22 protein-coding genes are annotated in these 23475 nt (G+C 67.4%); 17 read left to right on the top strand and 5 right to left on the bottom strand.

Annotation, left to right across the window (positions count from 1 at the left end; translation table 11 throughout):
* Window positions 1-34: 34 nt before the first annotated feature.
* The 15 genes from Q0863_RS13185 (at window position 35) to Q0863_RS13115 (ending at window position 19947) form a co-directional block, all read left to right on the top strand.
* A complete protein-coding gene (locus Q0863_RS13185; RefSeq protein WP_133321320.1) occupies window positions 35-457 on the top strand; it encodes a hypothetical protein in 423 nt (140 codons plus the stop codon).
* A 129-nt stretch (window positions 458-586) separates the two neighbouring features.
* A complete protein-coding gene (locus Q0863_RS13180) occupies window positions 587-1909 on the top strand; it encodes a TolC family protein (protein ID WP_298578856.1) in 1323 nt (440 codons plus the stop codon).
* A complete protein-coding gene (locus Q0863_RS13175; RefSeq protein ID WP_298578854.1) occupies window positions 1906-3399 on the top strand; it encodes an efflux RND transporter periplasmic adaptor subunit in 1494 nt (497 codons plus the stop codon). The genes Q0863_RS13180 and Q0863_RS13175 overlap by 4 nt, the downstream gene beginning before the upstream one ends.
* A gap of 1 nt (window position 3400) precedes the next feature.
* The gene (locus tag Q0863_RS13170) at window positions 3401-6553 is read left to right on the top strand and encodes a CusA/CzcA family heavy metal efflux RND transporter (protein WP_298578852.1); all 3153 of its coding nucleotides are present in this window, start codon (window positions 3401-3403) and stop codon (window positions 6551-6553) included.
* Between the two features lie 172 nt (window positions 6554-6725).
* Window positions 6726-7238 carry a MerR family transcriptional regulator gene (locus Q0863_RS13165; protein WP_200911324.1) on the top strand — a complete coding sequence of 171 codons (513 nt, stop codon included), beginning with the start codon at window positions 6726-6728 and terminating at the stop codon, window positions 7236-7238.
* Window positions 7235-7564: a DUF2933 domain-containing protein gene (locus Q0863_RS13160; protein ID WP_081759952.1), complete on the top strand. Its 330-nt coding sequence runs from the start codon at window positions 7235-7237 to the stop codon at window positions 7562-7564. Before Q0863_RS13165 ends, Q0863_RS13160 begins: the two co-directional genes overlap by 4 nt.
* Window positions 7551-8216 carry an isoprenylcysteine carboxylmethyltransferase family protein gene (locus tag Q0863_RS13155; protein ID WP_024889943.1) on the top strand — a complete coding sequence of 222 codons (666 nt, stop codon included), beginning with the start codon at window positions 7551-7553 and terminating at the stop codon, window positions 8214-8216. Before Q0863_RS13160 ends, Q0863_RS13155 begins: the two co-directional genes overlap by 14 nt.
* Window positions 8217-8296: 80 nt before the next feature.
* Window positions 8297-8716, top strand: coding sequence for a hypothetical protein (locus Q0863_RS13150; RefSeq protein WP_024867875.1), 420 nt, complete (start codon window positions 8297-8299; stop codon window positions 8714-8716).
* 81 nt (window positions 8717-8797) lie between these two features.
* Window positions 8798-10183 (top strand): MBL fold metallo-hydrolase, encoded by a 1386-nt coding sequence (locus Q0863_RS13145; protein ID WP_298578842.1) that lies wholly within the window; start codon window positions 8798-8800, stop codon window positions 10181-10183.
* The gene (locus tag Q0863_RS13140; protein WP_298578840.1) at window positions 10180-11697 is read left to right on the top strand and encodes a thymidine phosphorylase family protein; all 1518 of its coding nucleotides are present in this window, start codon (window positions 10180-10182) and stop codon (window positions 11695-11697) included. The genes Q0863_RS13145 and Q0863_RS13140 overlap by 4 nt, the downstream gene beginning before the upstream one ends.
* Window positions 11694-12608, top strand: a complete 915-nt coding sequence (locus tag Q0863_RS13135) for a ribose-phosphate diphosphokinase (RefSeq protein WP_096209550.1) — start codon at window positions 11694-11696, stop codon at window positions 12606-12608. Before Q0863_RS13140 ends, Q0863_RS13135 begins: the two co-directional genes overlap by 4 nt.
* Window positions 12605-15067, top strand: a complete 2463-nt coding sequence (locus Q0863_RS13130; protein WP_229823122.1) for a xylulose 5-phosphate 3-epimerase — start codon at window positions 12605-12607, stop codon at window positions 15065-15067. The genes Q0863_RS13135 and Q0863_RS13130 overlap by 4 nt, the downstream gene beginning before the upstream one ends.
* A 25-nt stretch (window positions 15068-15092) precedes the next feature.
* Window positions 15093-16685, top strand: a complete 1593-nt coding sequence (locus Q0863_RS13125; RefSeq protein WP_298578820.1) for an AarF/UbiB family protein — start codon at window positions 15093-15095, stop codon at window positions 16683-16685.
* A gap of 63 nt (window positions 16686-16748) precedes the next feature.
* On the top strand, window positions 16749-18824 hold the full coding sequence (locus Q0863_RS13120) for a heavy metal translocating P-type ATPase (RefSeq protein WP_246069695.1): 2076 nt from the start codon (window positions 16749-16751) through the stop codon (window positions 18822-18824).
* 19 nt (window positions 18825-18843) lie between these two features.
* Window positions 18844-19947 (top strand): hypothetical protein, encoded by a 1104-nt coding sequence (locus Q0863_RS13115; RefSeq protein ID WP_298578814.1) that lies wholly within the window; start codon window positions 18844-18846, stop codon window positions 19945-19947.
* Window positions 19948-19983: 36 nt separating this feature from the next.
* On the opposite strand, the gene Q0863_RS13110 is transcribed toward Q0863_RS13115, so the two are convergent.
* The 4 genes from Q0863_RS13110 to Q0863_RS13095 form a co-directional block, all read right to left on the bottom strand.
* Window positions 19984-21183 (bottom strand): hypothetical protein, encoded by a 1200-nt coding sequence (locus Q0863_RS13110; RefSeq protein ID WP_298578812.1) that lies wholly within the window; start codon window positions 21181-21183, stop codon window positions 19984-19986.
* A 94-nt stretch (window positions 21184-21277) separates the two neighbouring features.
* Window positions 21278-21490: a GDCCVxC domain-containing (seleno)protein gene (locus Q0863_RS13105; protein WP_080354540.1), complete on the bottom strand. Its 213-nt coding sequence runs from the start codon at window positions 21488-21490 to the stop codon at window positions 21278-21280.
* Window positions 21483-21770 carry a heavy-metal-associated domain-containing protein gene (locus Q0863_RS13100; RefSeq protein WP_017355169.1) on the bottom strand — a complete coding sequence of 96 codons (288 nt, stop codon included), beginning with the start codon at window positions 21768-21770 and terminating at the stop codon, window positions 21483-21485. The genes Q0863_RS13105 and Q0863_RS13100 overlap by 8 nt, the downstream gene beginning before the upstream one ends.
* An 8-nt stretch (window positions 21771-21778) precedes the next feature.
* Window positions 21779-22135 carry a mercuric transporter MerT family protein gene (locus Q0863_RS13095; RefSeq protein WP_017355168.1) on the bottom strand — a complete coding sequence of 119 codons (357 nt, stop codon included), beginning with the start codon at window positions 22133-22135 and terminating at the stop codon, window positions 21779-21781.
* 41 nt (window positions 22136-22176) lie between these two features.
* Between Q0863_RS13095 and Q0863_RS13090 the strand changes: the two genes are divergently transcribed.
* Window positions 22177-22602, top strand: a complete 426-nt coding sequence (locus Q0863_RS13090; RefSeq protein WP_043766636.1) for a MerR family transcriptional regulator — start codon at window positions 22177-22179, stop codon at window positions 22600-22602.
* Between the two features lie 18 nt (window positions 22603-22620).
* Here the strand turns inward: Q0863_RS13090 and Q0863_RS13085 are convergent, their stop codons facing one another.
* On the bottom strand, window positions 22621-22752 hold the full coding sequence (locus Q0863_RS13085) for a hypothetical protein (RefSeq protein ID WP_298578774.1): 132 nt from the start codon (window positions 22750-22752) through the stop codon (window positions 22621-22623).
* Window positions 22753-22973: 221 nt separating this feature from the next.
* On the opposite strand from Q0863_RS13085, the gene Q0863_RS13080 reads away from it, so the two are divergent.
* The gene (locus Q0863_RS13080; protein WP_298578766.1) at window positions 22974-23471 is read left to right on the top strand and encodes a hypothetical protein; all 498 of its coding nucleotides are present in this window, start codon (window positions 22974-22976) and stop codon (window positions 23469-23471) included.
* The last annotated feature ends 4 nt before the right edge of the window (window positions 23472-23475 follow it).

Below are 23475 nucleotides of genomic sequence, written 5' to 3'. Positions count from 1 at the left end.
TTGCATCTGACCGAGCAAAAGGTAACCTCAAGCCATGATCCGCCGTCGTCACCGTAGCTGGTTCCAGCGCACCGCCCTCCTCGCGATGGCGGCATTGCTCTGGTCTCAGCTCGCGCTGGCCAGCCATGGCGGCTGCCTGGATCTTCCGGGCACACCCGCCGCCGCAGTCGCGGCCGGCGCGGATACCCCCCACGACCACGGCCACGGCTGCGACGCGGAGCTTCCCTCGGCGGACAGGGCGGTGTGTGCCGCGCACTGCAGCGAGGGGGGTATTTCGGCCGACAGTGGGCGCATCCCACCGGTCCCGCCGCTGTTTGTCGGAGCGTGGGTCTCCTGGTTCGTCGTGGCCGAGGTCGCCGATGCCGGCCCAGGGGTCACGCCCAGCTGGGTGGAATCGCCCCCCAGGGCCGCCTGGCACCGGCCCACCGCCCATCCCGCGGCTCTCCTGCTGATCTGATGCCCGAACGCTGACCCGCCCGCACAACTGTGCGGCGCGGTCCTGTGCGTTCGCGCCGTGGCTGCGTCACGGCATGTGTTCCTGCCCTCGTCCGAGCGACCTGCGTCGCGTCGGCCCAAGGACACTGATATGGCATCCCTGTTCGACCCGATGCAGGCCAGGCGCCTGCACCCTTACCCGCTGTTCCGCCGTCGGCCACTGCTCCGGCACCTGCTTGCCTGCGTGTTCGCCGGCGGCTTGTGGACGCTGGCGCTGCCCGCGACCGCCACCGAACCCATCCCGGGGCACAGCCTCGAGTCGATCCGCACCTGGGTTCTGGAACACAACCCCGAGCTGCGGGCCATGGACTTCGAAACCCAGGCCGCCGAAGCGAGGATCCTTCCCGCAGGTGCCCTGCCCGATCCGATGGCCTCGGTTGGATTCCGCGGCCTCGATCCGGACAAGCCCTGGCGCACCGCCGGTGCCGAGCGCGAGGTGAACTACGCGCTGCGCCAGCGCTTCCCGCTCTGGGGCAAGCGCGGCCTGGCGCGGACCTCGGCCAGCCAGGATGCGATCGCGGCCGGACTCGACCGCATCGCCACGGCGCGCGACCTGCTGTCCGATGCCGAGGCGGCCTACGCACGCTACTGGCACGCCGACCAGGCCGTGGCCGTGCTCGATCGCCGCATCGCCCTGCTCCGCCAGGTCGAAGAAATGGCCGGCGTGCGCTACGCGCTGGGCCGCGCCGCGCAGCAGGATGCCATCCGCGCCCAGGTTGAGCAGACCAGCCTGCAGCGCGAGCGGATCGAACGCATCGCGACCAAGCAGGAGGCAGCCGCCATGTTGAACGCGGTGCTGGGACGCCGTTCCGATGCACCGCTGGCGACTCCCGATGAGGCGCCGCGCCTCGTCGTCCACAGCGCCTCGCTCACCGAGGCACTGGATGACGCAAATGCGCACCCCGCGGTGCGCTCGCAGCAGGCCCGCGCCGAGGCCGCGCGCACGAACGTGGTACTGCAGCGTCGCAACCGCTTTCCCGACATCACCGTGGGCGTGGGTGCGATGCAGTACGGCAACGGCATCGAAAGCACCGAGCTGATGCTCGAGGTCGAGATCCCGTTCCAGCAGCGCGCGCGTCGCGAACGCGAGCGCGAATCGCGCCTGCTCGAAGACGCGGCGCTGGCCCGCCGGGACGCCACGCTGCGGGCCGTCGAGGAACGCGGCGCCGCCGCCTGGTCGCAGTGGACCAGCGCACGCGAGCGCCGCGCGCTGGTCGAGAACACGCTGATGCCGCAGGCCGACGCCACCTGGCAGTCCGCACTGGCCAGCTACCAGGTCGGCGAAGTCGACTTCGGGACGCTGCTGGAAGCACTCAATGAATGGCAGGGCGCCGACCTCGCACGGGTCGATGCACTGCGTGACGAACTGTTGGGCGCCGCCGCCGTGCGCGCCATCGAAGGAGAGATCCGATGACCCGTGTCCAGACCCTGTCGCTCGCCATCGGCGTCGCACTCGCCGCACTCGCCGTCGGCTGGATGGCGGGCCGCGCCACGAACGATTCGCCCACCGCAGCCACGTCCGCCGAGGCAGCGGCCGCGGAACGCAAGGTGCTCTATTACCGCAATCCGATGGGCCTGGCGGACACGTCGCCGGTGCCGAAGAAGGATTCGATGGGCATGGACTACGTCCCGGTCTATGCCGACGACGCCCCGCCGGCGGCGCCGGGTACGGTGGTGCTGCCCCCGGACAAGGTGCAGGCGCTGGGCGTGCGCACCGAGGCGGTCAAGCGAGGAGCCATGTCCGCCACCGTGCGCACCAGCGGCACGGTCGAGGTCGACGAGACCCGGCAGTACGCGATCGCGCCCCGCTTTGAAGGCTGGGTGGAGCGGCTGTACGCGAACCAGACCGGCATGCGCGTCCGCGCCGGGCAGCCGCTGCTCTCCGTCTACAGCCCACAGTTGGCGGCGGCGCAGCAGGAATACCGGCTGGCCGACGAGACCGCCCGCAGGTTGGCCGGGTCCGATCCCGCGAGCGCGGCATCGATGACCCGCCTGCGCGATGCCGCACGCACCCGCCTGCGCAACTGGGAAATCAGCGACGCGCAACTCGGCAAGACGGGGCTGGTGCTCACCGCGCCCGCGGACGGGGTCGTGATCGAGAAGCCGGTGGTCCAGGGCGCACGCTTCGAGCCCGGCGAAACCATCCTGCGCCTGGCGGACCTGTCGACGGTGTGGGTGATCGCGAAGGTCCCGGCGGCGCAGGCCGCGGGCATCCAGCCCGGCCAGCCCGCACGCTTTGAAACCGTGGCCCTGCCGGGCCAGGTGGCCGAGGGCGAGGTCACCTTCGTGCAGCCCGTCATCGATGCGATGACGCGCACCGTGGATGTGCGCATCGCCCTGCCCAACCCCGACGGCGACCTCCGGCCGGGGCTCTACGGGACGGTGGTGCTGGAGGAGCCGGGTGCTGGACCGGTCCTGACCGTTCCGCGCTCGGCCGTGCTCGACAGCGGCACGCGCCAGGTGGTGCTGGTCGAGACCGGCCCCGGCCGGTTCGCACCGCGCGACGTCACCCTGGGTCGCCGTGGCGGCGATCGCATCGAAGTGCTCGACGGGATCGCCGAAGGCGAACAGGTCGTGGTCTCCGCCAACTTCCTGATCGACGCCGAAAGCAACCTGCAGTCGGCACTCCAGGGGCTTGAGGGTCATGCAGGACACGGCGCGCCTTCGGGCACCACTGAGGATCCACACGCCGGGCACGGTGAGGACGCCGTCGATCCGCACGCAGGTCATGTTGACGAGGTCGCTGATCCCCACGCAGGCCATGCCATACCGGCGACATCGGGAGATCCACCGGCTGCCGCCAGCGATCCTGGCGCGTCCGACGGCCATGACAGCCATGGCGACCATGGAACGATGAACGACCACGGCACACCTGCTCCCGCCACCAGCCACGAGGGGCACTGACATGCTTGGCCGTCTCATTGAATGGTCGGTGCGCAACGTCTTCCTGGTGCTGGTGATGGCGCTGGCGATTGTCGCCGGTGGCATCTACGCACTGATGAACACGCCGCTGGACGCACAACCGGATCTGTCGGACGTGCAGGTGATCGTGTTCACGGAGTACCCGGGGCAGGCGCCCCAGGTGGTCGAGGACCAGGTCACCTATCCGCTGACCAGCGCCCTGCTCGCGACGCCGAAGTCGAAGGACGTCCGCGGCTTCTCGTTCTTCGGCGCCTCCTTCATCTACGTCATCTTCGAAGAAGGCACGGACCTGTACTGGGCGCGCTCGCGCGTGCTCGAGAACCTCAACGTCGCGTCGAAAAACCTGCCGGCTGGCGTGGCACCGGCACTGGGACCCGACGCGTCCGGCGTGGGCTGGGTCTACCAGTACGTGCTGCAGAGCGACCGCCACTCGCTGGACGAGCTGCGCGCGATGCAGGACTGGTACCTGCGTTACCAGCTCACCACCGCGCCCGGCGTGGCCGAGGTCGCCAGCGTCGGCGGCTTCGTGCGCCAGTACTCGATCACCGTCGATCCGGTCCGGCTGCGCGAGTTCGACATCCCGATTTCACGCGTGTCCGAGGTGATCGCCGAGAGCAACCGCGACGTCGGCGGCCGCGTGATCGAGATGGCCGAGACCGAGTACATGGTGCGGGGCCGCGGCTACCTGCGCGGTATCGAGGATATCGAGAGCCTGGTTCTGCGCGCCGAAGGGGGCGCACCGGTGCTGATCGGCGACGTCGCCCGGGTCGAACTGGTACCCGATGAGCGCCGTGGCATCGCCGACCTGGACGGCGAAGGCGACGTTGTGGGCGGGATCGTCATTGCGCGCTTCGGCGAAAACGCCCTGGCCGTGATCGGCGGGGTGAAGGACAAGATCGCGGAACTTGCGCGAGGCCTGCCCGAAGGCGTCAGCGTCCAGGCGGTCTACGACCGCTCCGACCTCATCGTGCGTGCGATCAAGACGCTGCGCACGACGCTGCTCGAGGAGAGCCTGATCGTCGCGCTGGTGTGCCTGGTGTTCCTGTTCCATGCGCGCAGCGCGCTGGTGGCGATCGTCATGCTGCCCGTGGGCGTGCTGATCGCGGTGATCGCGATGCGCATGCTGGGCATGAACTCGAACATCATGAGCCTGGGCGGCATCGCGATCTCGATCGGCGTGATGGTCGACGCGGCGATCGTGATGATCGAGAACGCGCACAAGCACATCGAGCGCGACGATGGCTCCCGCAGCCGGACCCAGCTGATCATCGACGCCTGCCGCGAGGTCGGGCCGGCGCTGTTCTTCAGCCTGATGATCATCACCGTCTCGTTCCTGCCCGTGTTCGCCCTGGAGGCTCAGGAAGGTCGCCTGTTCAAGCCGCTGGCATTCACCAAGACCTTCGCGATGGCCGGTGGCGCGCTGTTGTCGATCACGCTGGTACCGGTACTCATGCTGCTGTTCGTGCGCGGCAAGATCGTGCCCGAGCACAAGAATCCGGTGAACCGGTTCCTGGTTGCGGCCTATCGGCCGGTGATCAACGTCGTTCTGCGGCACCGCATGGCCACAGTCATGTTCGCGCTGGTCGCCCTGTTTGCCAGCCTGTGGCCTGCATCGCGCCTGGGCAGCGAGTTCATGCCCACGCTCAACGAAGGCACGCTGCTGTACATGCCCGCGTCGCTTCCCGGCATGTCGGTGACCAAGGCATCGGAGCTGCTGCAGCAGCAGGACCGGATCATCAAGGGCTTCCCGGAAGTGGAGTCGGTGTTCGGCAAGGCGGGTCGCGCCCTGACCGCCACCGACCCGGCGCCGCTGGAGATGTTCGAGACCGTCATCAACCTCAAGCCCGAGGACGAGTGGCGTGAGGGCATGACCACCGACAAGCTCATCGCCGAGATGGACGAGGCGCTGAAGTTCCCGGGCGTCGCCAACTCCTGGACGATGCCGATCAAGGCCCGCACCGACATGCTGGCCACCGGCATCCGCACGCCCGTGGGCATCAAGCTCTTCGGCAGCAACCTGGAGCAACTGGACGCGCTGGCCACCGAGATCGAAGCGGTGGTGCGTGAGGTGCCGGGGACGACCAGCGCGTTCGCCGAGCGCCTGACCGGCGCCTACTACCTCGACATCACCCCCGACCTGGGGCGCCTGGCCCAGTACGGCGTGACCCTGGGCGAGGTGCAGGACGTGGTGGCGGCCGCGCTTGGCGGCGAGATCGTCACCACCATCCTCCAGGGCCGCGAGCGCTTCAGCGCGATCGTGCGCTACCCGCGCGAGCTGCGCGACGATCCGCACCGGATCGGCAGCCAGGTCCTGGTGCCGGTCCCCGGCGGCGCCCAGGTGCCGCTCGGCGAACTGGCGCAGATCGAGGTCAGGAAGGGGGCGCCGAGCATCCGCACCGAGAACGCGATGCTGGCGGCTTACATCTACGTCGATACCCGCGAGAGCGATCTCGGCCGCTACGTGAAGGCTGCGCAGGAAGCGGTCACCGAGCAGGTGCAGTTCCCGCCTGGCTACTACGTGACCTGGAGTGGACAGTACGAATACATGCAACGTGCCGCGGAGAAGATGCGTGTCGTCGTTCCGGTGACGCTGGCGCTGATTTTCCTGCTGCTGTACCTCAACTTCCGCCGTGTCACCGAGTCGCTGATCGTGATGCTGTCGGTGCCCTTCGCACTGGTCGGTGGCATCTGGCTGATGTGGATGCTCGACTACAACACCAGCGTCGCGGTGATCGTGGGCTTCATCGCGCTGGCCGGCGTCGCCGCGGAAACCGGCGTGGTGATGCTGATCTACCTCGACCACGCACTTGAAGCGCGTGCCACGCAGAGGCAGGCCGAAGGCCGGGCGTTGGATGCACGGGACCTGCGCGAGGCCATCATCGAAGGCGCGGTCGACCGCGTACGCCCGAAGATGATGACCGTGGTCGCGATCATGGCGGGCCTGCTGCCGATCATGTGGAGCAGCGGCACCGGCTCCGAGGTCATGCGCCGCATCGCCGCGCCGATGGTGGGCGGAATGGTGTCGTCCACGGTGCTGACCCTGGTCGTGATCCCGGCGCTGTACTCGTTGATCAAGCAGCGGCAGCTGGCCAGGAAGGCGCCGGCATCCGCCGCGCTGACCGTTGAAGTGCCGTGATGTGGCGCACGTTCAACGCAAGTAAGAACGGATTGTCCGCGCACGTACGGACGAGAACATCCGTCCGTTCGCGGCGAGGTCACGCGTTACTGGCTCCGTCCGCCCCAGGGCGGCTTGACCTGCGTGCGAGACACAGGTCTAGCCTGATCAACACCTTGCCGGGAGTACGCCAATGACGGCCAAAGACGAAGTCGCGCCGCCGCTGATGACGGTCCGCCAGCTGGCCCGACAGGGCGACGTCACGGTGCATGTGGTGCGCAACTATCTGCGGCGCGGCCTGCTGCAGGCGGCGAGGCACACCGAGAGCGGCTACCAGCTGTTCTCGGCTTCGGAGCTCCAGCGCCTGCGCTTCATTCGCACCGCCCAACAGCTCGGCTTCACGCTGGCGGAGATCGAGGAAATCGTCCGCCACAGTGTTCTGCGAAGGAGTCCCTGCCCGCTGGTGCGCGACATCATCCGACGCAGACTCGAAGACACCCGCCAGCAACTGGACAACCTGCTGGCCATGCACGGGCGGATGGAGCATGCCGTCCACGCCTGGACTTCGCTGCCGGACTCCATCCCGACTGGCGACGATGTCTGCGCATTGATCGAATCCGTTGCCGCCGCTGAGGGCGGCGGATTCGTCAGGTCCACCCCGGGGCGACTCCTTGGACGCCGCCCCACTCAGGAGAACTTGCCATGACTGTTCCTGGTCCTGCCACCTCAGGGTCCCGACGTTGGGTCTTCTGGATCTTCCTGGCGCTGGCCCTGTTCTATCTCGGCGTCGAGCACCGCGCCCACCTTGCGGGGACGCTCCGCTGGCTGCCGCTGGCCATCTTGCTGCTGTGTCCCTTGATGCATGTGTTCATGCACAAAGGGCATGGCGGTCATGGAGGCGACGGAAGTCATGGGCGCGACGGCAATGCCGACGACCCACCCCATGGCCACCATCAGAGCCGTCGGAACCGGGCATGGAACGACGAAACGTCCGACACCTCGAACGAAGGACACCGACATGCACGCACCTGACTCCGGCTACGGTCTTTGGCTCCTCGCCGCCATCAACGCCGCGTTCTTCATCTTCTTCGCCTGGAGCTTCTACAAACCGCTGACCCGTTGGGACTGGCGTGGGTTCGGTATGTTCTCCGCCTTCGTCGTGGCCCTGTTCGCGGAAATGTATGGCTTCCCGCTGACGCTGTACGTCTTGGGCGGGTGGCTCAGCGCCAACTATCCGCAGGTCAACTGGCTCAGCCACGACGCCGGCCATCTGCTGGAGATGTGGTTCGGCTGGCGCGCCAATCCGCATTTCGGTCCATTCCACCTGGCGAGTTTCATCCTGATCGGCGGCGGGTTCTGGCTCCTGTCGGCAGCCTGGCCCGTGCTGTATCGGGCACAGCGTGAGGGTCGGCTTGCCCGGGAGGGCGTGTATGCACGCATGCGTCACCCGCAGTACGTCGCCTTCGTACTCGTACTGACTGGTTTCCTCCTGCAGTGGCCCACGCTGCTCACGCTCGCCAGCTATCCGGTGCTGGTGTGGGCCTATGCCCGCCTCGCGCGTCGTGAGGAGAGAGATTGCCTGAGCCGCTTCGGCGAGGACTACGTGAGCTACATGCAGGAGGTGCCGGCCTTCATACCGCGACGCCGGCGCGGTCCTGTCCGATCGGCGGGGGAAGTCCGATGAAGGCCGACCGTCGTGTTCCATCCCTTTGTGCTCTCGCAGTCTCGCTGTTTCGCCTCACATCCATTCAAGGAGTCCACACAATGAACAACGTCACACATGCCGCCTGTTTTGCTGGCCCACGCACCAATCCCAATCGCTGGTTCGCCGCGCTGGCGCTGGCGGGCGCCTTTGCCTTCTCCTTCGCACTGCCGGGGGCTGCTTCCGCGAGCGAAGGCGGGTTCCGCCACAACGTGTTGATGCGCGGCCAGGTTCTGGAGACGCAGGACGACACACTGGTGGTCTGCGTCGGCAAGGCCGACGGAGCCCAGGTCGACCAGGTGCTGGATGTGATCCGGCACAAGCGCCGTAACCGCGGTCCCCGGGATATCGGGCCGCGCTTTCGCCGGGAAGCCGTCGGTCAGGTGCGCATCACCGGGCTGTTCGACGACCACTACGCAGAGGCTGAAGTGATCTCCGGAAAGCCCAAGGTCAATGACATCGTCGAGCTGATTCGACCGTGAGCAAGCCACGCGTCCGGCGCGATCTGCGTCGGACGTGTGCCCGCTGTCCGCCATCACTTCCTGCCAGAACCGGAGCTCATCATGACCTCGACTTCCCGCCCGACGCTGCAGTTCCTCGGTGCCGCCGGTACCGTCACCGGATCGCGCTACCTGGTCGAGGCCAATGGCCAGCGCGTGCTGGTCGACTGCGGTCTCTTCCAGGGCTACAAGCAGCTGCGCGACCGCAACCGGGCACCGTTCCCAGTCGATCCGGCGTCCATCGACGCGGTGGTCCTGACCCACGCCCATCTGGATCATTCGGGCTACCTGCCCGCGCTGGTCAAACAGGGATTCCGCGGCTGGATCCACTGCACCCACGCCAGCGTGTCCCTGTGTGGCCTGCTGCTTCCCGACAGCGGGCACCTGCTTGAAGAAGAGGCGAAATACGCAGCCCGCAAGGGGTACTCCAAGCACAAGGAACCTCGACCGCTTTACACCGAGGAGGACGCCCGCCGCAGCCTGAAGCAGCTCAAGGGGCATGACTACGAGCGCGACATCGAGGTCGCGTCGGGCTTCAAGGTCCGCTTCCATCCCGCCGGCCACATCCTGGGCGCCGCACACCTCAGCTTGGACGTCCAGGGCCAGCGTCTGCACTTCAGTGGCGATCTGGGGCGTCAGCAGGAATCGCTGATGAATCCGCCCACGCCGCTGCCCGCCTGTGACGTGCTGGTCTGCGAGTCCACGTATGGCGACCGCGAACACATTCCCATCGACCAGGAAGCGGAACTGGCGCCCATCATCCGCCGCGTTGCCGCCCGCGGGGGCGTGATCGTCATCCCCGCCTTTGCCATCGGCCGCGCCCAGGCGCTCATGCTGCATATCTCCCGGCTGCGCGAGCGCAAGGAGATTCCCCGCGTGCCGGTCTACCTCAACAGCCCGATGGCGATCAACGCGACCCGGCATTACCACGCCCACCATTCCGAACACCACGTGTCCGAAGAGGACTGCCAGCGGATGTTCGACGTGGCCACCTTCGTCAACACGGTGGAAGAGTCGAAGGCGCTCAACCGCCAGCGCGGGCCGATGATCATCATCTCCGCCAGCGGCATGATCACCGGTGGACGCGTGCTTCACCACATCGAGGCGTTCGGCCCCGATGACCGCAACGCGATCCTGCTCGCCGGCTACCAGGCCGGTGGAACACGCGGTGCCGCGCTCGCGGCGGGCAAGCCCAGCTTGCGCATGTTCGGTCGCGAGGTGCCCATCCGCGCCGAGGTGGTGCAGTTGCAAGGCTTTTCCGGCCACGCCGACGCCGGGGAGCTGCTGGACTGGATGCGCACCGCGCCATCCGCGCCGCGCGTCGTCTATCTCACCCATGGCGAGCCCGATGCAGCCGACACGTTGCACGGGCGCGTGCAGCGCGAGCTGGGCTGGCGGGCGCGCGTGCCCGAGCACCTGGAGCGCGTGGGACTGGAGGATGCGCAATGACCGGGCAGGCCGCAGGCCATACCCGCCTGCGCGTCACCCGTGCCGGCATCGACACCTACCAGCAGCCGGTGGTCTACATGCATCGCGACTGCGAAGTCTGCCGCTCGGAGGGCTTTGCCGCGATGACACGCGTGAGGCTGGACGTGGACGCCCGCACGTTGGTGGCGACGCTGAACGTGGTTGTCGACGATCGGCTTGGCCTGGATGAGATAGCCCTGTCGGAGGCCGCGTGGACGCTGCTGGATCCCATGCCCGATGCCTTGGCCTGGGTCGGGCATGCGGAACCCGCGTCGTCGGCAGGCGCGCTCCGGGCCAAGGTATTCGGCGCGCGGCTGGACGACGCGCAGTACCTTGCCCTGGTGCAAGACGTGATGGAAAGCAGGTTGTCGGACCTGGAGCTTGCCGCGTTCGTCACAGCCAGCGCCGGCGACCGCCTGGACCACGCGGAGACGACCGCGCTGACGCGCGCCATGATCGCCGTCGGCCAGCGCCTGGACTGGGGCGAAGGGCCGGTGCTGGACAAGCACTGCGTGGGCGGCCTGCCGGGCAATCGCACCACCCCGATCGTGGTGGCCATCGTGGCCGCGCTGGGCTACCGCATTCCGAAGACCTCGTCGCGCGCGATCACGTCTCCGGCAGGCACCGCCGACACCATGGAAGTGATGGCGCCGGTGGCGCTCGACCTGGCGGCGATGCGGCGGGTGGTGGAGCGCGAGGGCGGCTGCATCGTCTGGGGCGGCAACGTGCGCCTGAGCCCGGCCGACGACATCCTGATCCGGGTGCAGCGGCCGCTGGACTTCGACAGCGACGGCCAACTGGTCGCCAGCGTGCTGTCGAAGAAGATCGCCGCCGGCTCCACCCACGTGCTGATCGACATGCCCGTGGGTCCAACCGCCAAGGTGCGCAGCGAGGCTGCGGCCCACAGTCTGGGCTCACGGCTTGCGCACACCGCGGCTGCGCTTGGATTGCAGCTGGGCATCCATCGCTCCGACGGCACCCAGCCGGTGGGCCGGGGCATCGGCCCGGCGCTCGAGGCGCACGATGTGCTCAAGGTGCTGCGCAACGCCGCCGATGCACCCGCCGACCTGCGCGAACGCGCGCTTGCGCTGTCCGCGGCGCTGCTGGACATGGAAGCGGGCAGCAACGCCGGCACCGGACTGGAGCGCGCGCGCGGCGTGCTGGATTCCGGGGCGGCGCTGGCCAAGTTCCTGGCGATCTGCGAGGCCCAGGGAGGCTTCCGCGAACCGCGGCGGGCAGCATTCACCGCCGACGTCCCTGCAACCGCATCGGGTCGGATCGCGGTGATCGACAACCGCAGGCTGGCCAAACTGGCCAAGCTGGCCGGCGCACCGACATCCCCCACCGCCGGCCTCGAAACCGGTCTGCGGATCGGCGATACGGTCGAGCGGGGACAACCTCTGCTCACCCTGCATGCGGAGTCGCCGGGAGAACTGGCCTACGCCCTGGAGCACGCCGTGACGCTGCAACCTTTTGTGCTTGGAGAGGTTCCATGACCCGTGTGCTGATGCCATTCCCGGCCGATGCAGTGTTGGCCGGCAACATCAACCAGCCCCTGCAGGCGCGCATTGCACCCGTGGCTTGGCGGCACTTCCCAGATGGCGAGTCGCTGGTCACCCTGGACGACGCACTGGCCGGAGCCGATGTGGCGCTCCTGGCCAGCCTGCGCAACGCCGATGCCACGGCCCTCCCGTTGCGCTTCGCCGCCCGGACCGCGCGCGAGTTCGGGGCTCGTTCGGTCGGCCTCATCGCACCCTACCTGGGGTATATGCGCCAGGACACCCGCTTCCATCGCGGCGAGGCGGTCAGTACACCGCTGTTTGCGCAATTCCTCGAAGAGGCTTTCGACTGGCTGGTGACCGTGGACCCGCACCTGCACCGCGTCGAGCGCCTGCAGTCGCTCTACCGCATTCCGACGGTCCACGTATCGGCGACGCCGGCCGTGGCCCGCTGGATCGCTGAGACCGTCCCCGACGCTGTGCTGATCGGCCCTGACAGCGAGAGCGAGCAGTGGGTAGCGGACATCGCCGCCCTGTCCAGCATGCCCTACCAGGTGCTGGCCAAGGAGCGGCACGGCGACTACGACGTGCGCGTCAGCCTGCCCGACCCGGCAGCCGTGGCTGGTCGGACTCCGGTGCTGATCGACGACATCGTGTCGTCCGGCCACACGATCCTGGAGACCCTCGCACACCTGCGCCGGTTGTCGTTGCCGTCGCCGTTGCTGGTCGCCATCCATCCGGTGTTCGCAGGCGACGCCTATGCCCGCCTGCAGGAGGCGGGCCTGGCCCGCATCGTCAGCACTGACACCATTTCCCACCCCTCCAACGCCATCGCGCTGGGTGCGGACCTCGCCGCCGCGGCATCGACCCTGATGACCGCTTCGACCGATTCCCCGGAGGACCCATGAACCTGCATCTCAACTGCTGCACCGCCGACCAGCTGTCGGCCGCCGAGCGCCAGCGGATCCTTGAACTCGCCGACGCCCACCGGCAGGCCGATCCCGCGTTCGCCCACTGGGCGGCCGGCTACGGGGTGATCCGACATGACCCGCTTACCCAGCTCCGGGTCCGCCAGATGGTGCACGAGCTGGTCGCCCTGGGCCGCACGCCGGATGCCGGCACCGCATGGCAGCGGCTCGCCGCGGCCGACCGCGTCACCAGCGCCGGCATGTGGCTGGTGGCGCACATGACCTACAGCCAGCGCGTTCGTACCGACGGCGCGGCCCTGGAGGTCGATGATTTCAAGACCACGCCTGAAGGCCACACCGGCGGGTCCCTCAACATGGTGCCCGCCTACGCCGGCTACCTGCTGATGGATTCCCTGGATGGCGTCACCCGCGCGTGGATGATGGGCCAGGGGCACTGCGTGGCCGCCATCGACGCGCTGAACGTGCTGGTTGGCAACATGACCGACCGGCACGCCGAACGTTACGACCGCACCGGCGAAGGGCTGAGCCGGTTCGTAAGCGACTTCTATGCCTACACCCTCAATCCGGACGGAACGCCGGCGTCGCCCCTCGGCTCCCACGTCAATGCGCACACCGCCGGGGGCGTGATGGAAGGCGGCTATCTCGGCTTTGCCGAGCTGCAGTACGTGCATGCGCCGCTCAAGGATGAACGCCTGGTCGCCTTCCTCAGCGACGGTGCGTTCGAGGAACAGCGTGGCAGCGACTGGGCGCCACGCTGGTGGCGCGCCGAGGACAGCGGACTGGTCAGCCCGATCATCATCCTCAACGGGCGCCGCATCGAACAGCGCAGCCAGATCACCCAGCAGGGCGGCGAGCGGTGGCTGGACCGGCACCTGCGATTGAACGGCTTTGATCCGATCGCGCTGGACGGGCGCGATCCGGCCAGCATCGCGTGGGGCATCCACGTGATGGAGTCGCGCCTGCAAGCGGGCGCCGCTGTTCCCGCCGACGTGCGGCTGCCCTATGGCATCGCCGAAACCGTCAAGGGCTTCGGCTTCCCCGGCGCCGGGACCAACGCCTCGCACAACTTGCCGCTGCCGGGGAATCCGGCGAAGGATGCCGCGGCGCGCACGCTCTTCAATGAAGGCGCAGCGGCGCTGTTCGTGGCCGCGTCGGAGCTCGAGCAGGCCGTTGCCGCACTCAACAGCCACGATCTCCAGCAGCGGGTGCGCGAGCGCGACCATGCGCTGGCCGATCGCCAGGTGGAACCGCCCCGCGTCCCGGCGATCGCCGACCGCGGCGCCGGCGGTGAGAGCTCGCCAATGACCGCACTCGACGAGCAGTTCGTCGCCATCGCCGAGGCGAATCCGGGACTGCGGGTGCGCGTGGGCAATCCCGATGAGCTGCGCAGCAACAAGCTCGACCGGACCCTGGACGCGATGAAGCACCGGGTGCACGAGCCCGAGCCCGGCGTCGCCGAATCGCCAACCGGCGCGGTCATCACTGCGCTCAACGAAGAAGCCGTGGTCTGCGCGGCGCTCGGCAACAAGGGCGGGCTAAACCTGGTGGTCACCTACGAGGCGTTTGCACCGAAGATGCTCGGCGCCGTACGTCAGGAACTGATCTTCGCCCGCCACCAAGCCCAGGCCGGGCGCCCACCCGGCTGGCTGGGCGTGCCCCTGGTGCTGACCTCACACACGTGGGAGAACGCGAAGAACGAACAGTCCCACCAGGATCCGACCATGGCCGAGGCACTCATGGGCGAAATGGCCGACATTTCGCGCGTGGTGTTCCCGCCGGACGCCAATGGCGCTGCCGCCGCCCTCGCCCGCGCCTACGCGCAACGGGGCACGGTCACCACACTGGTCGTTCCCAAGCGTCCGGTGCCTCATGAGCTGACCCCGCAGCAGGCCCAGGCACTGGCCGAGACCGGCGCAACATGCCTCGCCGGCGATCCGGAGACGGCGGCGATCCTGCTGGTGGCCACCGGCGCGTACCAGCTGCAGGAAGTGCGCCGCGCACAGGCGCGTCTGGCCGCACGCGGAATGTCGGCCGCGATCGTCTATCTCGCCGAACCCGGCCGATTTCGCGCCCCGCGCGATCCGGAGGAGGCAAGGTACGTGCACTCCGACAGTGCGGTCCAAGCGCTGTTTCCGGTGGGCCGGCCGCGCGTATTCGTTACCCACACCCGTCCGGAGCCCTTCCTCGGTGCGCTGCGCCGACTCGACACCGGCCCCACCACCACCGCGGCGCTGGGCTTCGTCAACCGGGGCGGCACACTGGACGTGCCGGGCCTGCTGTTCGCCAACCGCAGCACCTGGGCGCACGTAGTTGACGCGGCTGCGGGCGTCCTCGGCGAGTCCCGCGACAACCTGCTGTCCGAAGCGGAGCTGGCGGCCGTGGATGGTCGCGGCGATCCGACCGCCATCCTGCGCGCGGAAGCGGGGCCGGCATCGTGAGCCGGCCGGCCAGGACCCCGCGCTGATGGCGGGCACGGTGCGCCGCGGAGGCCAGATCGCCTGGGCCGGACTGACTCTCGGGGTCGCGGTGTTGCGCCTGCGCCGACGCAGACCCGAACGGCTTCCCGCGTACGTCAGCGCCACCCTGGTGGGGCTGGGTACCACCTTCGTCAAGCTGGGCCAGGGTTTGAGCCTGCGCTGGGACCTGCTGCCGGCGCCCTATCGCGAGGCATTGTCGCGGTTGCACAGCGACGTGCCGGCATTTCCTGCTGACCAGGCCAGACACATGGTCGAGCAGGCGTTCGGCGCCTCCGTCGAAGAGCTTTTCGCCAGCTTCGATGACCATCCGCTGGCCGCCGCGTCGGTGGCTCAGATCCATCCGGCACGCATGCATGACGGTCGCGACGTGGTCGTCAAGGTCACCCGGCCCGGCATCCACGCTCAAGTGCAGGCTGACCTGCGGCTGCTTCGACGCACGCTGCGCGTAGCCCAGTGGATCTGGCCGCCTCTGAAGCGACACCGCCCCCTCGAACTGGTGGACGAGCTGGGCGCATTCCTGCGCGATGAAATCGACATGCGTCACGAGGCGCAGAACATGCGCCGCATGGCGAAGGTGCTCGATGCCCTGCCCGGCATCACACAGCCACATGTCGTTGAGCCCTACGCCACCCGCGACGTGCTGGTCCAGGATCGTAGCCACGGCACCCGCCTGGAAGCCGCTTATGGAACGGCGGCGGCTCCCGCACTGGCAAGGGCGCTGCTCGGTGCCTACGTGCATCAGCTCTTCGGCGCCGGCGTCTTCCATGCCGACCCGCACCCGGGGAATCTGTTCTTCTTTGACGACGGTCGCCTGTGCCTGCATGACTTTGGCTCGATCGGCGTGCTCGACCCTGCATCCCGGCTCGCGCTCGGCGGCATGGTCGAGGCCATTGCGGCCGACGACGCCGAGGGCGTGCTGGATGCAGCGATCGCCATGGGCTTCTTCCCGCCGCAGGTCGACCGCCGCTCGCATGTGCGCGAGATCCACCTGATCCTGGCCGAGATGGCCAGCCGTCCGCTGGCGCAGTGGTCCATTGCCGAGGCAATCTGGCGCGTGGCACGCATTGGGCAGGGCGCTGGCTTCCGGCTTCCGGCCCACCTGCTGTCCCTGATCCGGACGCTGTTCCTGGTCGAGAACACGCTGCGGGCGCTGGATCCGGATCTGGACCTGCTGGGGACGCTGTCCGCGCAGGCGGCCGCGATCGCCGACATTGCCGAAGCCAGCCGCCCCAGCGGCAACAGGCCGCTTGCCATGCGGCTGGCCCGCACTGCGCGCCAATTGCCACAGATCGCCACCGACCTGTTGCGGCAGGCGCAACTGAGCGACGGACGACCCGCCTTCTCCGTACACCACCATGGCCTGAGTTCCACGCAGGAGGCAATCGCGCGCACGGGCAACCGGCTGGCGTTGGCCCTGGTCACCTTGGGCCTGTACGTAAGCGGTGCGCTGTTGAGCCTGCATTCCGACGGCCCGCAAGTGTTCGGTCACATGCCTTTCCTGGCTATGGTGGCTTTCGCTGCTGCGGGATTGCTCTCACTGCGGCTGGTGATGGCCATCGCCAGATCGGGACACTTGTAACAGAACACTGATCTATCTCCCCGCTGGTGCCCGGCGCATCAGTGCATCCAGGAAGGCAGACCCATGACGCAACACAATCATCATCATCAAGATCATCAGGCGCACGGCGAGCAACCGCCGCATCCCCGCACGGGTGCTGAAGGTGACGTCCATGCCGGGCACGACAAGCACGCCGGCCACAGCGTGGCGAGCTTCCGCGACAAGTTCTGGCTCACGCTGCTGCTGACCATCCCCACTCTGATCTGGAGCGGGATGATCCAGCATTGGTTCGACTACACCGCACCACAGTTCCCGGGGTCGGCGTACATCCCGGCGGTGTTCGGCACGATCGTGTACTTCTACGGCGGCTCGCCGTTCGTCCGCGGCGGATACCACGAGCTGAGAAATCGCCTGCCGGGCATGATGACGCTGATCTCGCTTGCGATCACCGTCGCCTTCCTTTACAGCGCGTTGGTCACGCTCGGCGTTGTCGAGGGCTTGGACCTGTGGTGGGAGCTGGCGACGCTGGTGGCGATCATGTTGCTCGGCCACTGGATCGAGATGCGTTCGATCAACCAGGCACAGGGCGCTCTCAAGGAACTCGCGAAGCTGCTGCCTGATATGGCGGTGCGGTTGGATGAGGCCGGTACCGCGAAGGAAGTCCCTGTCGCGGAACTGAAGCGCGGCGACCTGCTGCTCATCAGGCCCGGCGCGAGCATTCCCGCCGACGGCGTCGTGAAGGAAGGGACCAGCGCCGTCAACGAAGCGATGATCACCGGCGAGTCCAAGCCGATGGACAAGTCGACGGGCGACCGGGTGATCGCCGGCACCGTCAACGGACAGGGCTCGTTGCGTGTCGAGGTGACGGGAACCGGCGACGAGACCGCGCTCGCGGGTATCATGCGGCTCGTCGAGCAGGCCCAGACGTCGCGCTCGCGCGCCCAGGCCCTGGCGGACCGGGCGGCGTTCTACCTCACGATCATCGCCATCGTCTCCGCCGCGGTTACCGCCATTGTCTGGCCACTCCTCGGTCGACCGTGGAGCTTCACGATCGAGCGCGTAGTGACCGTGCTCGTGATCGCCTGTCCCCATGCGCTGGGTTTGGCCATCCCGCTGGTGACCGCCATCTCGACCACGATTGGCGCACGGAACGGCCTGCTCGTGCGCGATCGACGCGGCCTGGAAGAGGCCCGTTTGCTGAACACGGTCGTGTTCGACAAGACAGGCACGCTCACGCTCGGTTCGCACCGCGTCGTGAAGACCACTGCCGCCGATGGACTCACCGACGACGAGGTGCTTCGCGTGGCCGCGTCGGTCCAGCGCGACGCTGAACATCCGATCGCGCAGGCGCTGATGACCAGCGCCAAGGAACATGGCATCGACGTTCCGATGTCGCAGGACTTCGAGTCCATGCCGGGACGCGGCGTGCGCGCAGTCGTCGAGGAGCGCTCGCTTCACGTTGGCGGGCCGGGTCTGTTGAGAATGCTCGCGGTCGAACCGCCGGAGACGCTTCGGCGGGCTGCCGAATCAGCGGCAGCCGATGGTCAATCTGCAACCTACCTGGTGGAAGGCGACCGGGTGCTCGCCGTATTTGCGATCGCGGATGCCATCCGTCCCGAATCGTTCGACGCGGTCAAGCGGCTGCACGACGAAGGACTGGAGGTTGTCCTGCTGACGGGTGATTCCACGGCGGTCGCAAACGCGGTCGCGAAGGAACTCAACATCGACACCGTCTTCGCCGAGGTATTGCCCGAGGACAAGGTGGCAAAGATCGAGGAGCTGCAGGCCCAGGGCAAGCGCGTCGCGATGGTGGGTGACGGTGTCAATGACGCTCCGGCGCTGCTCACGTCCGACGTCGGCATCGCCATCGGCACAGGGACGGACGTCGCGGTCGAGGCCGGCGACGTCGTACTCGTGCGCAGCGACCCGCGCGATGTGCCAGCGATCATCGAATTGAGCAAGGCCACCTATCGCAAGATGATCCAGAACCTGTGGTGGGCTGCCGGCTACAACATCGTCGCCATCCCTCTCGCCGCTGGCGTTCTCGCCGCATGGGGGATCCTGCTGCAACCTGCGCTTGGGGCAGTGCTCATGTCGCTGAGCACCGTCGTTGTGGCAATCAATGCGCAGTTGTTGCGCCGGGCGGTGCGGTCCCCATGAGCATGATTTGGCGACACCTGTGACCACGCGCCGGCTTCTCGCACTCAACGTTGGCTCGTCCACCCTCAAGGGCGCGTTCTATCTGTTCAACGCTGAGGGACCCGGCGCGCAGTCTCGCCTGGTCGAGCGCTCCCGGGCCGAGATTCCAGTCGGCGTGGATGCGCAGGAGCGCCTTGCCACCCTGCTCGAGGCATTGTCGGAGCCGTGGCCCGGCCCCGACGTGGTGGTGCACCGGATCGTACATGGCGGTGACCTGCACGATGCCCGCGAGCTCGACGAAACCGTGCTCGCGAAATTGGATGAATTGGTGCCGTTTGCGCCCTTGCACCAGCCGGTAGCCCTCGCGTTCGCGCGTGCCGCCCGCCTGCGTTGGCCGCACGCGCGTCAAGGCGTGGCCTTCGACACCGACTTCCACGCGTCGCTCGCGCCCTGGAGCCGGCGCTTGCCTGTCCCTGAAGCATGGGATGCGCTGGGCATCCGCCGCTACGGTTTCCATGGACTCGCCTTCGCCTCCGCGCTCCGCATAGTGGCCAGCCACGACGCTGGAATCCTGAAGGGCCGCGCCGTCTTCGCGCATCTGGGGGGCGGCTGTAGCGTCAGCACCGTCGAGGGCGGCCGCAGCCGCGACACCACCATGGCGCTCACTCCGCTGGGTGGAATCCCGAGCCCTACCCGCTCCGGAGATCTCGATCCCGGCGCATTGCTGTATTTGCTACGGCACGAGCGTCTGAATGCGCAGGCACTTGAAGATGGCCTTTATCGCAGTGCAGGCCTTGCCGGAATCGCCGGGCATGGCGACATGCGCGTGTTGCTCGCGGCCCCCGGTCCGCAAGCCGAGCTTGCCGTCGAGCTCTTCGCAGTCCGCATTGCGCAGTCCATCGCGGCCATGGCCACGGGAATCAGCGGACTCGACCATGTCGTCTTTTCCGGCGGTATCGGCCATCGCGCGCCCGGTTTGCGGGCTCGCATCGTCGGGCGCTTGGGGTGGCTCGGCTTGGCGCTGGCCCCTAACGAGAACGATGCAGGAGCTACGCGGATCGATCGCGGAATCGGGCCGGCCATATGGAACGTCGCGATCGATGAGGAACGCGAGCTGGCCGAATCGGCTCTGGCCTGGCTGTAGCCCCGACACAACCCCAAGGGCCGGCTCCGGCGGGGATCACTCCTCGATCAGTGGCGTCGTGAGCACCGCTGCGAATCCACCACCGGGAGTGCGCATGTTCGTGGTCTGGCCCTGGTACAGCCTGGCCGCGAACAACAGCACACCCCCCTCGGACGCGAAGCAGCGCACATCCGCCTTGAGCGACTGGCCCCCGTGCACGATCCGCATGCTCGGTGGGGCGAAGGCCTGTGCGATGTAGGTCGCCGGCGCCATGGACTCCCACGTCCGCCGGGTGAGCTTGTCGCCCCGATAGCTGCCGCGGCTACCAAACCCTGCTGCAGGTTTGAAGAAGTAACCGTTGCGAGCTGCCCACAGAGCATCCCGGTTCCCGGGCACGACTTCAACCGTGGGCGGAATCACCTGGGACAGCAGGGTCGCAGAACCCGCATCGACCCCGAACCCGCCGAGCAGAGCCGGGTCCCCGAGCACCGCAAGGTTGCGCTTGTCGGCAAACAGCGCGTGTGCTCGGGGATGCGGCATCAGCGCGACGTCCCCTGCCAGGTAAGCCTCACGAATGTCTGCATGCGAGGCATCCTCGAGCGCGAAATCGGTCAACCGGTTGTAGACAGTGTCGATTCGACCGTGGGCATCCTCAAGCCCGTCCGAACCAAACGACAAATCCTCGGGAGCGCTGATCACGCAGTCCACGCCATGGTCCCGAAACGCGTTCGCGTACAGCTCAAACTCGGGGTAAAGGAACTGCGCTCGCGGAGTGCTGTCCACGATGGCCAGGCGCGACGGCGTGCGCCCGGATTGCTGCCGAGCATCCTCCATCCAGGCCGTGACGGCCGCATCACGCGCTTGGGCCGCGTTGGTCCAGGTGGCCCATGCTGGCGGCGCGCAAGACCGCACGGCATCGAGCAACAAGGCATTGAGGAGCAGACCGCCTGGATTGGTGTTGACCTCGATCAGCCGCGGCCCATCGACCGTCAGGTGAAAGTCCAGACCCAGGACGCCCCCCGCCGAACCCGGATCATGGGTTGCAATGTCAGGGGCCCATTGCAGGACCCGTTGGCTATATCCCGGGTTTCCTGCGACGTCGAAGACCGCCGCCGCGACTCGTCCCATGGCCTCCAACGCGGGCCGATCAACGAACAAGGCATAGGGTGAAAATAAGTGCGCGTGTACGGCGGGATCAGTCGTGAACTCCGGAAAGGCACCCCGGATCGACTCGTGCAGACGGAGGATGTCGACCACTTCGCATGCACACCGCTGGTTGAGCGGCGCGCTTTCCAGGGTGGCACAGTCGATCTCGCAGCCTGTCTGTCCAACTATTATCGGAGTCCGCGGTTCAACCACAACAGGGATTGTTCTGTTGGATCGGTGGACATGGCACTGTTCCGAACGAGCAGAACACACAGCAGTCGCCTTGATGCGGACGCAAAACCGCTCCACAGCCCGTGCACTCATAGAAGAATTGACACGCTGTGATGGGCATTGTCTCGGTCGCCCGATGGCCGCACTCCGGGCAGGTCAAGATGCTTTCCAGCTTGACGTCACTCACCGCCAGTCCGCACCTTGGCCGGGAAGCCTGCTTCCGTGACTGCACGCGCGATTCCGGCTGCATCCGTCTGGCTCGATTCGAACGTCACCGTGACTGTTTCAGCCCGGGTGTCCACCTTCACATCGGCCACGCCCGGCACCTTCTCCAGCGCCTTCCTGATGGTGATGCCGCAGGCGGGACAGGTCATGTTCTCAGCATCGAGCATCACTACGGTTGCGGGCGTCGCAAGAGCGGCACCGACCGACAGAGCAGCCACCAGGGCCAGTATCCACTTGTGCATCGCGCCTCCTACAGAATCCAGACGATGTAATAGGGAAACAGCAGCAACAGGACGATGAGGGCTGTCGCCAACCAGAGCCAACGTCGCCTGCGTCGCAGAGCGTCCGGGGCGATGCAACTGCCATCCACACCGCACCGTGCCGCCGGTCGATACAGCATCCAAAACGCCACGGCCAAGGACAGTACGGCGGCGGCGCTGAACCAGGGCCTCAAGGGATCGAGAGCTGTCAGGGTGCCGATCCAGGCGCCACTGATGCCCAGCAGGACCAGCACCAGCGGCACGACGCAGCAGACCGATGCGCCAATGGCGGCGATGCTCGCGCCAACGATGGCTGGAACAGACGATTTGGCCGGGGTTGTTTGCATCAGAGCATACTAGCCTCTGTACCTAGGTACGGAGTCAAGCCGTGCGTCCGAACACGTTTACGATCAGCCGGCTGGCGGCGGCGGCCGATGTGCACGTCGAAACCGTGCGCTACTACCAGCGACGTAGGCTGCTGCGTCAACCCGAGCGACCCATAGGAGGCGTGCGTCGTTACGACGAAAACGATGTCAATCGGCTTCAGTTCATCCGGCGCGCTCAGATGATGGGATTCAGCCTCGACGAGATCGCTGGCCTGCTAGAGATCACAGGCGAACGTTCTTGCGAGCAGACCCGTCAGCTGACCGAGCGAAAGCTCGTCGATGTCCGTCTACGAATCCGCGAGCTGCGACAGCTGGAGAGGGATCTCGAACAGAAAATAGCGCGGTGCGCCCAAGTGCCGGCGGGAGAGTGCTGCCCAACCCTCGATTTTCTGGAGCGGCCAAGAAAGCCAGCTGCGACAGGCAGTTAGCTCACTTTCGGCCCGTTTTTACACGAATCCCTGCCGACCCTCGAGATGGTGGATGGCGCATTCGAAGGAGTCGTACACGCCTTCGGTATCGCCCTTGCGGATGGTGAAGGTCTTGTCGTACTGGTTGCCGCACACGACGCAGGTGGGCACGGCGATCTCCTCCTGGTCGGATCGCGTTGCCCGGGGTGCCTGGAAGCGCAACGGGCAGGCCGTCCGGGGCCAGGCGTGAGTGCGCAACATACGCCTGGGGCCGTCCAGCCCCGTTGAACGAGCCGCTTCTGGCGCTTGCCCGTGGCGTTTACATGCGCCGCACATCCGCCTGACTAGACTGCGATGGCTCTGTTCCATGCCGCAGAGGCAATGGAGGACACATGTCCCTCAAGCATCGCCACGTATTCAGAACGCGCAGCGTCGACGACGCAAACCGGGCGGTCCAACTGGCCGTGGCCGGCGGAATTCCCGACGAGGATGTCCATATCGTCGCCCGGCCCGAGGTCGAGATGGAGCGGGTCAGCGACCGTCGCAAGATGGCCGACAGCGACCTCGTGCCGGCGGCCCTGCGCGGCATGCTGATCGGCGCCGCCATCGGGCTGGTGCTCGCGCTGGTGCTGATGGCGGTCTGGAAGGTGCCCGCGTACGCACTGCTGATCGCGATTCCGGTGGGCGCGGTGCTTGGTGGCCTCGCGTCGTCGCTGGCTGGCGCCTCGATCCAGGATCCGCTGCGGCGCCAGTTCCGGTCGGAACTCGAGTCGGGCAGCGTGCTGGTGGTGGTCGACGCCGAGCCGGAGGCCATGCCGGCCGTGCACCAGGTCATGGAGATCGCGGGCGCGACGCCGCTTTCCTACGATGCGCCTTCGGCCATGACCTGAGGTC

Source organism: uncultured Luteimonas sp. (genome assembly GCF_947492465.1).
Lineage (GTDB): Bacteria > Pseudomonadota > Gammaproteobacteria > Xanthomonadales > Xanthomonadaceae > Luteimonas.
This window is presented reverse-complemented; position numbering and strand designations above follow the sequence as displayed.

What these genes read in the sequence shown, in the direction of transcription:
- Q0863_RS13155 (WP_024889943.1), top strand. Translation starts at nt 7,551, where the DNA reads ATGCACGCACCTGACTCCGGCTACGGTCTTTGGCTCCTCGCCGCCATC.
- Q0863_RS13120 (WP_246069695.1), top strand. Translation starts at nt 16,749, where the DNA reads ATGACGCAACACAATCATCATCATCAAGATCATCAGGCGCACGGCGAG.
- Q0863_RS13080 (WP_298578766.1), top strand. Translation starts at nt 22,974, where the DNA reads ATGTCCCTCAAGCATCGCCACGTATTCAGAACGCGCAGCGTCGACGAC.
- Q0863_RS13170 (WP_298578852.1), top strand. Translation starts at nt 3,401, where the DNA reads ATGCTTGGCCGTCTCATTGAATGGTCGGTGCGCAACGTCTTCCTGGTG.
- Q0863_RS13135 (WP_096209550.1), top strand. Translation starts at nt 11,694, where the DNA reads ATGACCCGTGTGCTGATGCCATTCCCGGCCGATGCAGTGTTGGCCGGC.
- Q0863_RS13145 (WP_298578842.1), top strand. Translation starts at nt 8,798, where the DNA reads ATGACCTCGACTTCCCGCCCGACGCTGCAGTTCCTCGGTGCCGCCGGT.
- Q0863_RS13095 (WP_017355168.1), bottom strand. Translation starts at nt 22,135, where the DNA reads ATGCAAACAACCCCGGCCAAATCGTCTGTTCCAGCCATCGTTGGCGCG.
- Q0863_RS13100 (WP_017355169.1), bottom strand. Translation starts at nt 21,770, where the DNA reads ATGCACAAGTGGATACTGGCCCTGGTGGCTGCTCTGTCGGTCGGTGCC.
- Q0863_RS13180 (WP_298578856.1), top strand. Translation starts at nt 587, where the DNA reads ATGGCATCCCTGTTCGACCCGATGCAGGCCAGGCGCCTGCACCCTTAC.
- Q0863_RS13125 (WP_298578820.1), top strand. Translation starts at nt 15,093, where the DNA reads ATGGCGGGCACGGTGCGCCGCGGAGGCCAGATCGCCTGGGCCGGACTG.
- Q0863_RS13165 (WP_200911324.1), top strand. Translation starts at nt 6,726, where the DNA reads ATGACGGCCAAAGACGAAGTCGCGCCGCCGCTGATGACGGTCCGCCAG.
- Q0863_RS13185 (WP_133321320.1), top strand. Translation starts at nt 35, where the DNA reads ATGATCCGCCGTCGTCACCGTAGCTGGTTCCAGCGCACCGCCCTCCTC.
- Q0863_RS13140 (WP_298578840.1), top strand. Translation starts at nt 10,180, where the DNA reads ATGACCGGGCAGGCCGCAGGCCATACCCGCCTGCGCGTCACCCGTGCC.
- Q0863_RS13130 (WP_229823122.1), top strand. Translation starts at nt 12,605, where the DNA reads ATGAACCTGCATCTCAACTGCTGCACCGCCGACCAGCTGTCGGCCGCC.
- Q0863_RS13160 (WP_081759952.1), top strand. Translation starts at nt 7,235, where the DNA reads ATGACTGTTCCTGGTCCTGCCACCTCAGGGTCCCGACGTTGGGTCTTC.
- Q0863_RS13175 (WP_298578854.1), top strand. Translation starts at nt 1,906, where the DNA reads ATGACCCGTGTCCAGACCCTGTCGCTCGCCATCGGCGTCGCACTCGCC.
- Q0863_RS13150 (WP_024867875.1), top strand. Translation starts at nt 8,297, where the DNA reads ATGAACAACGTCACACATGCCGCCTGTTTTGCTGGCCCACGCACCAAT.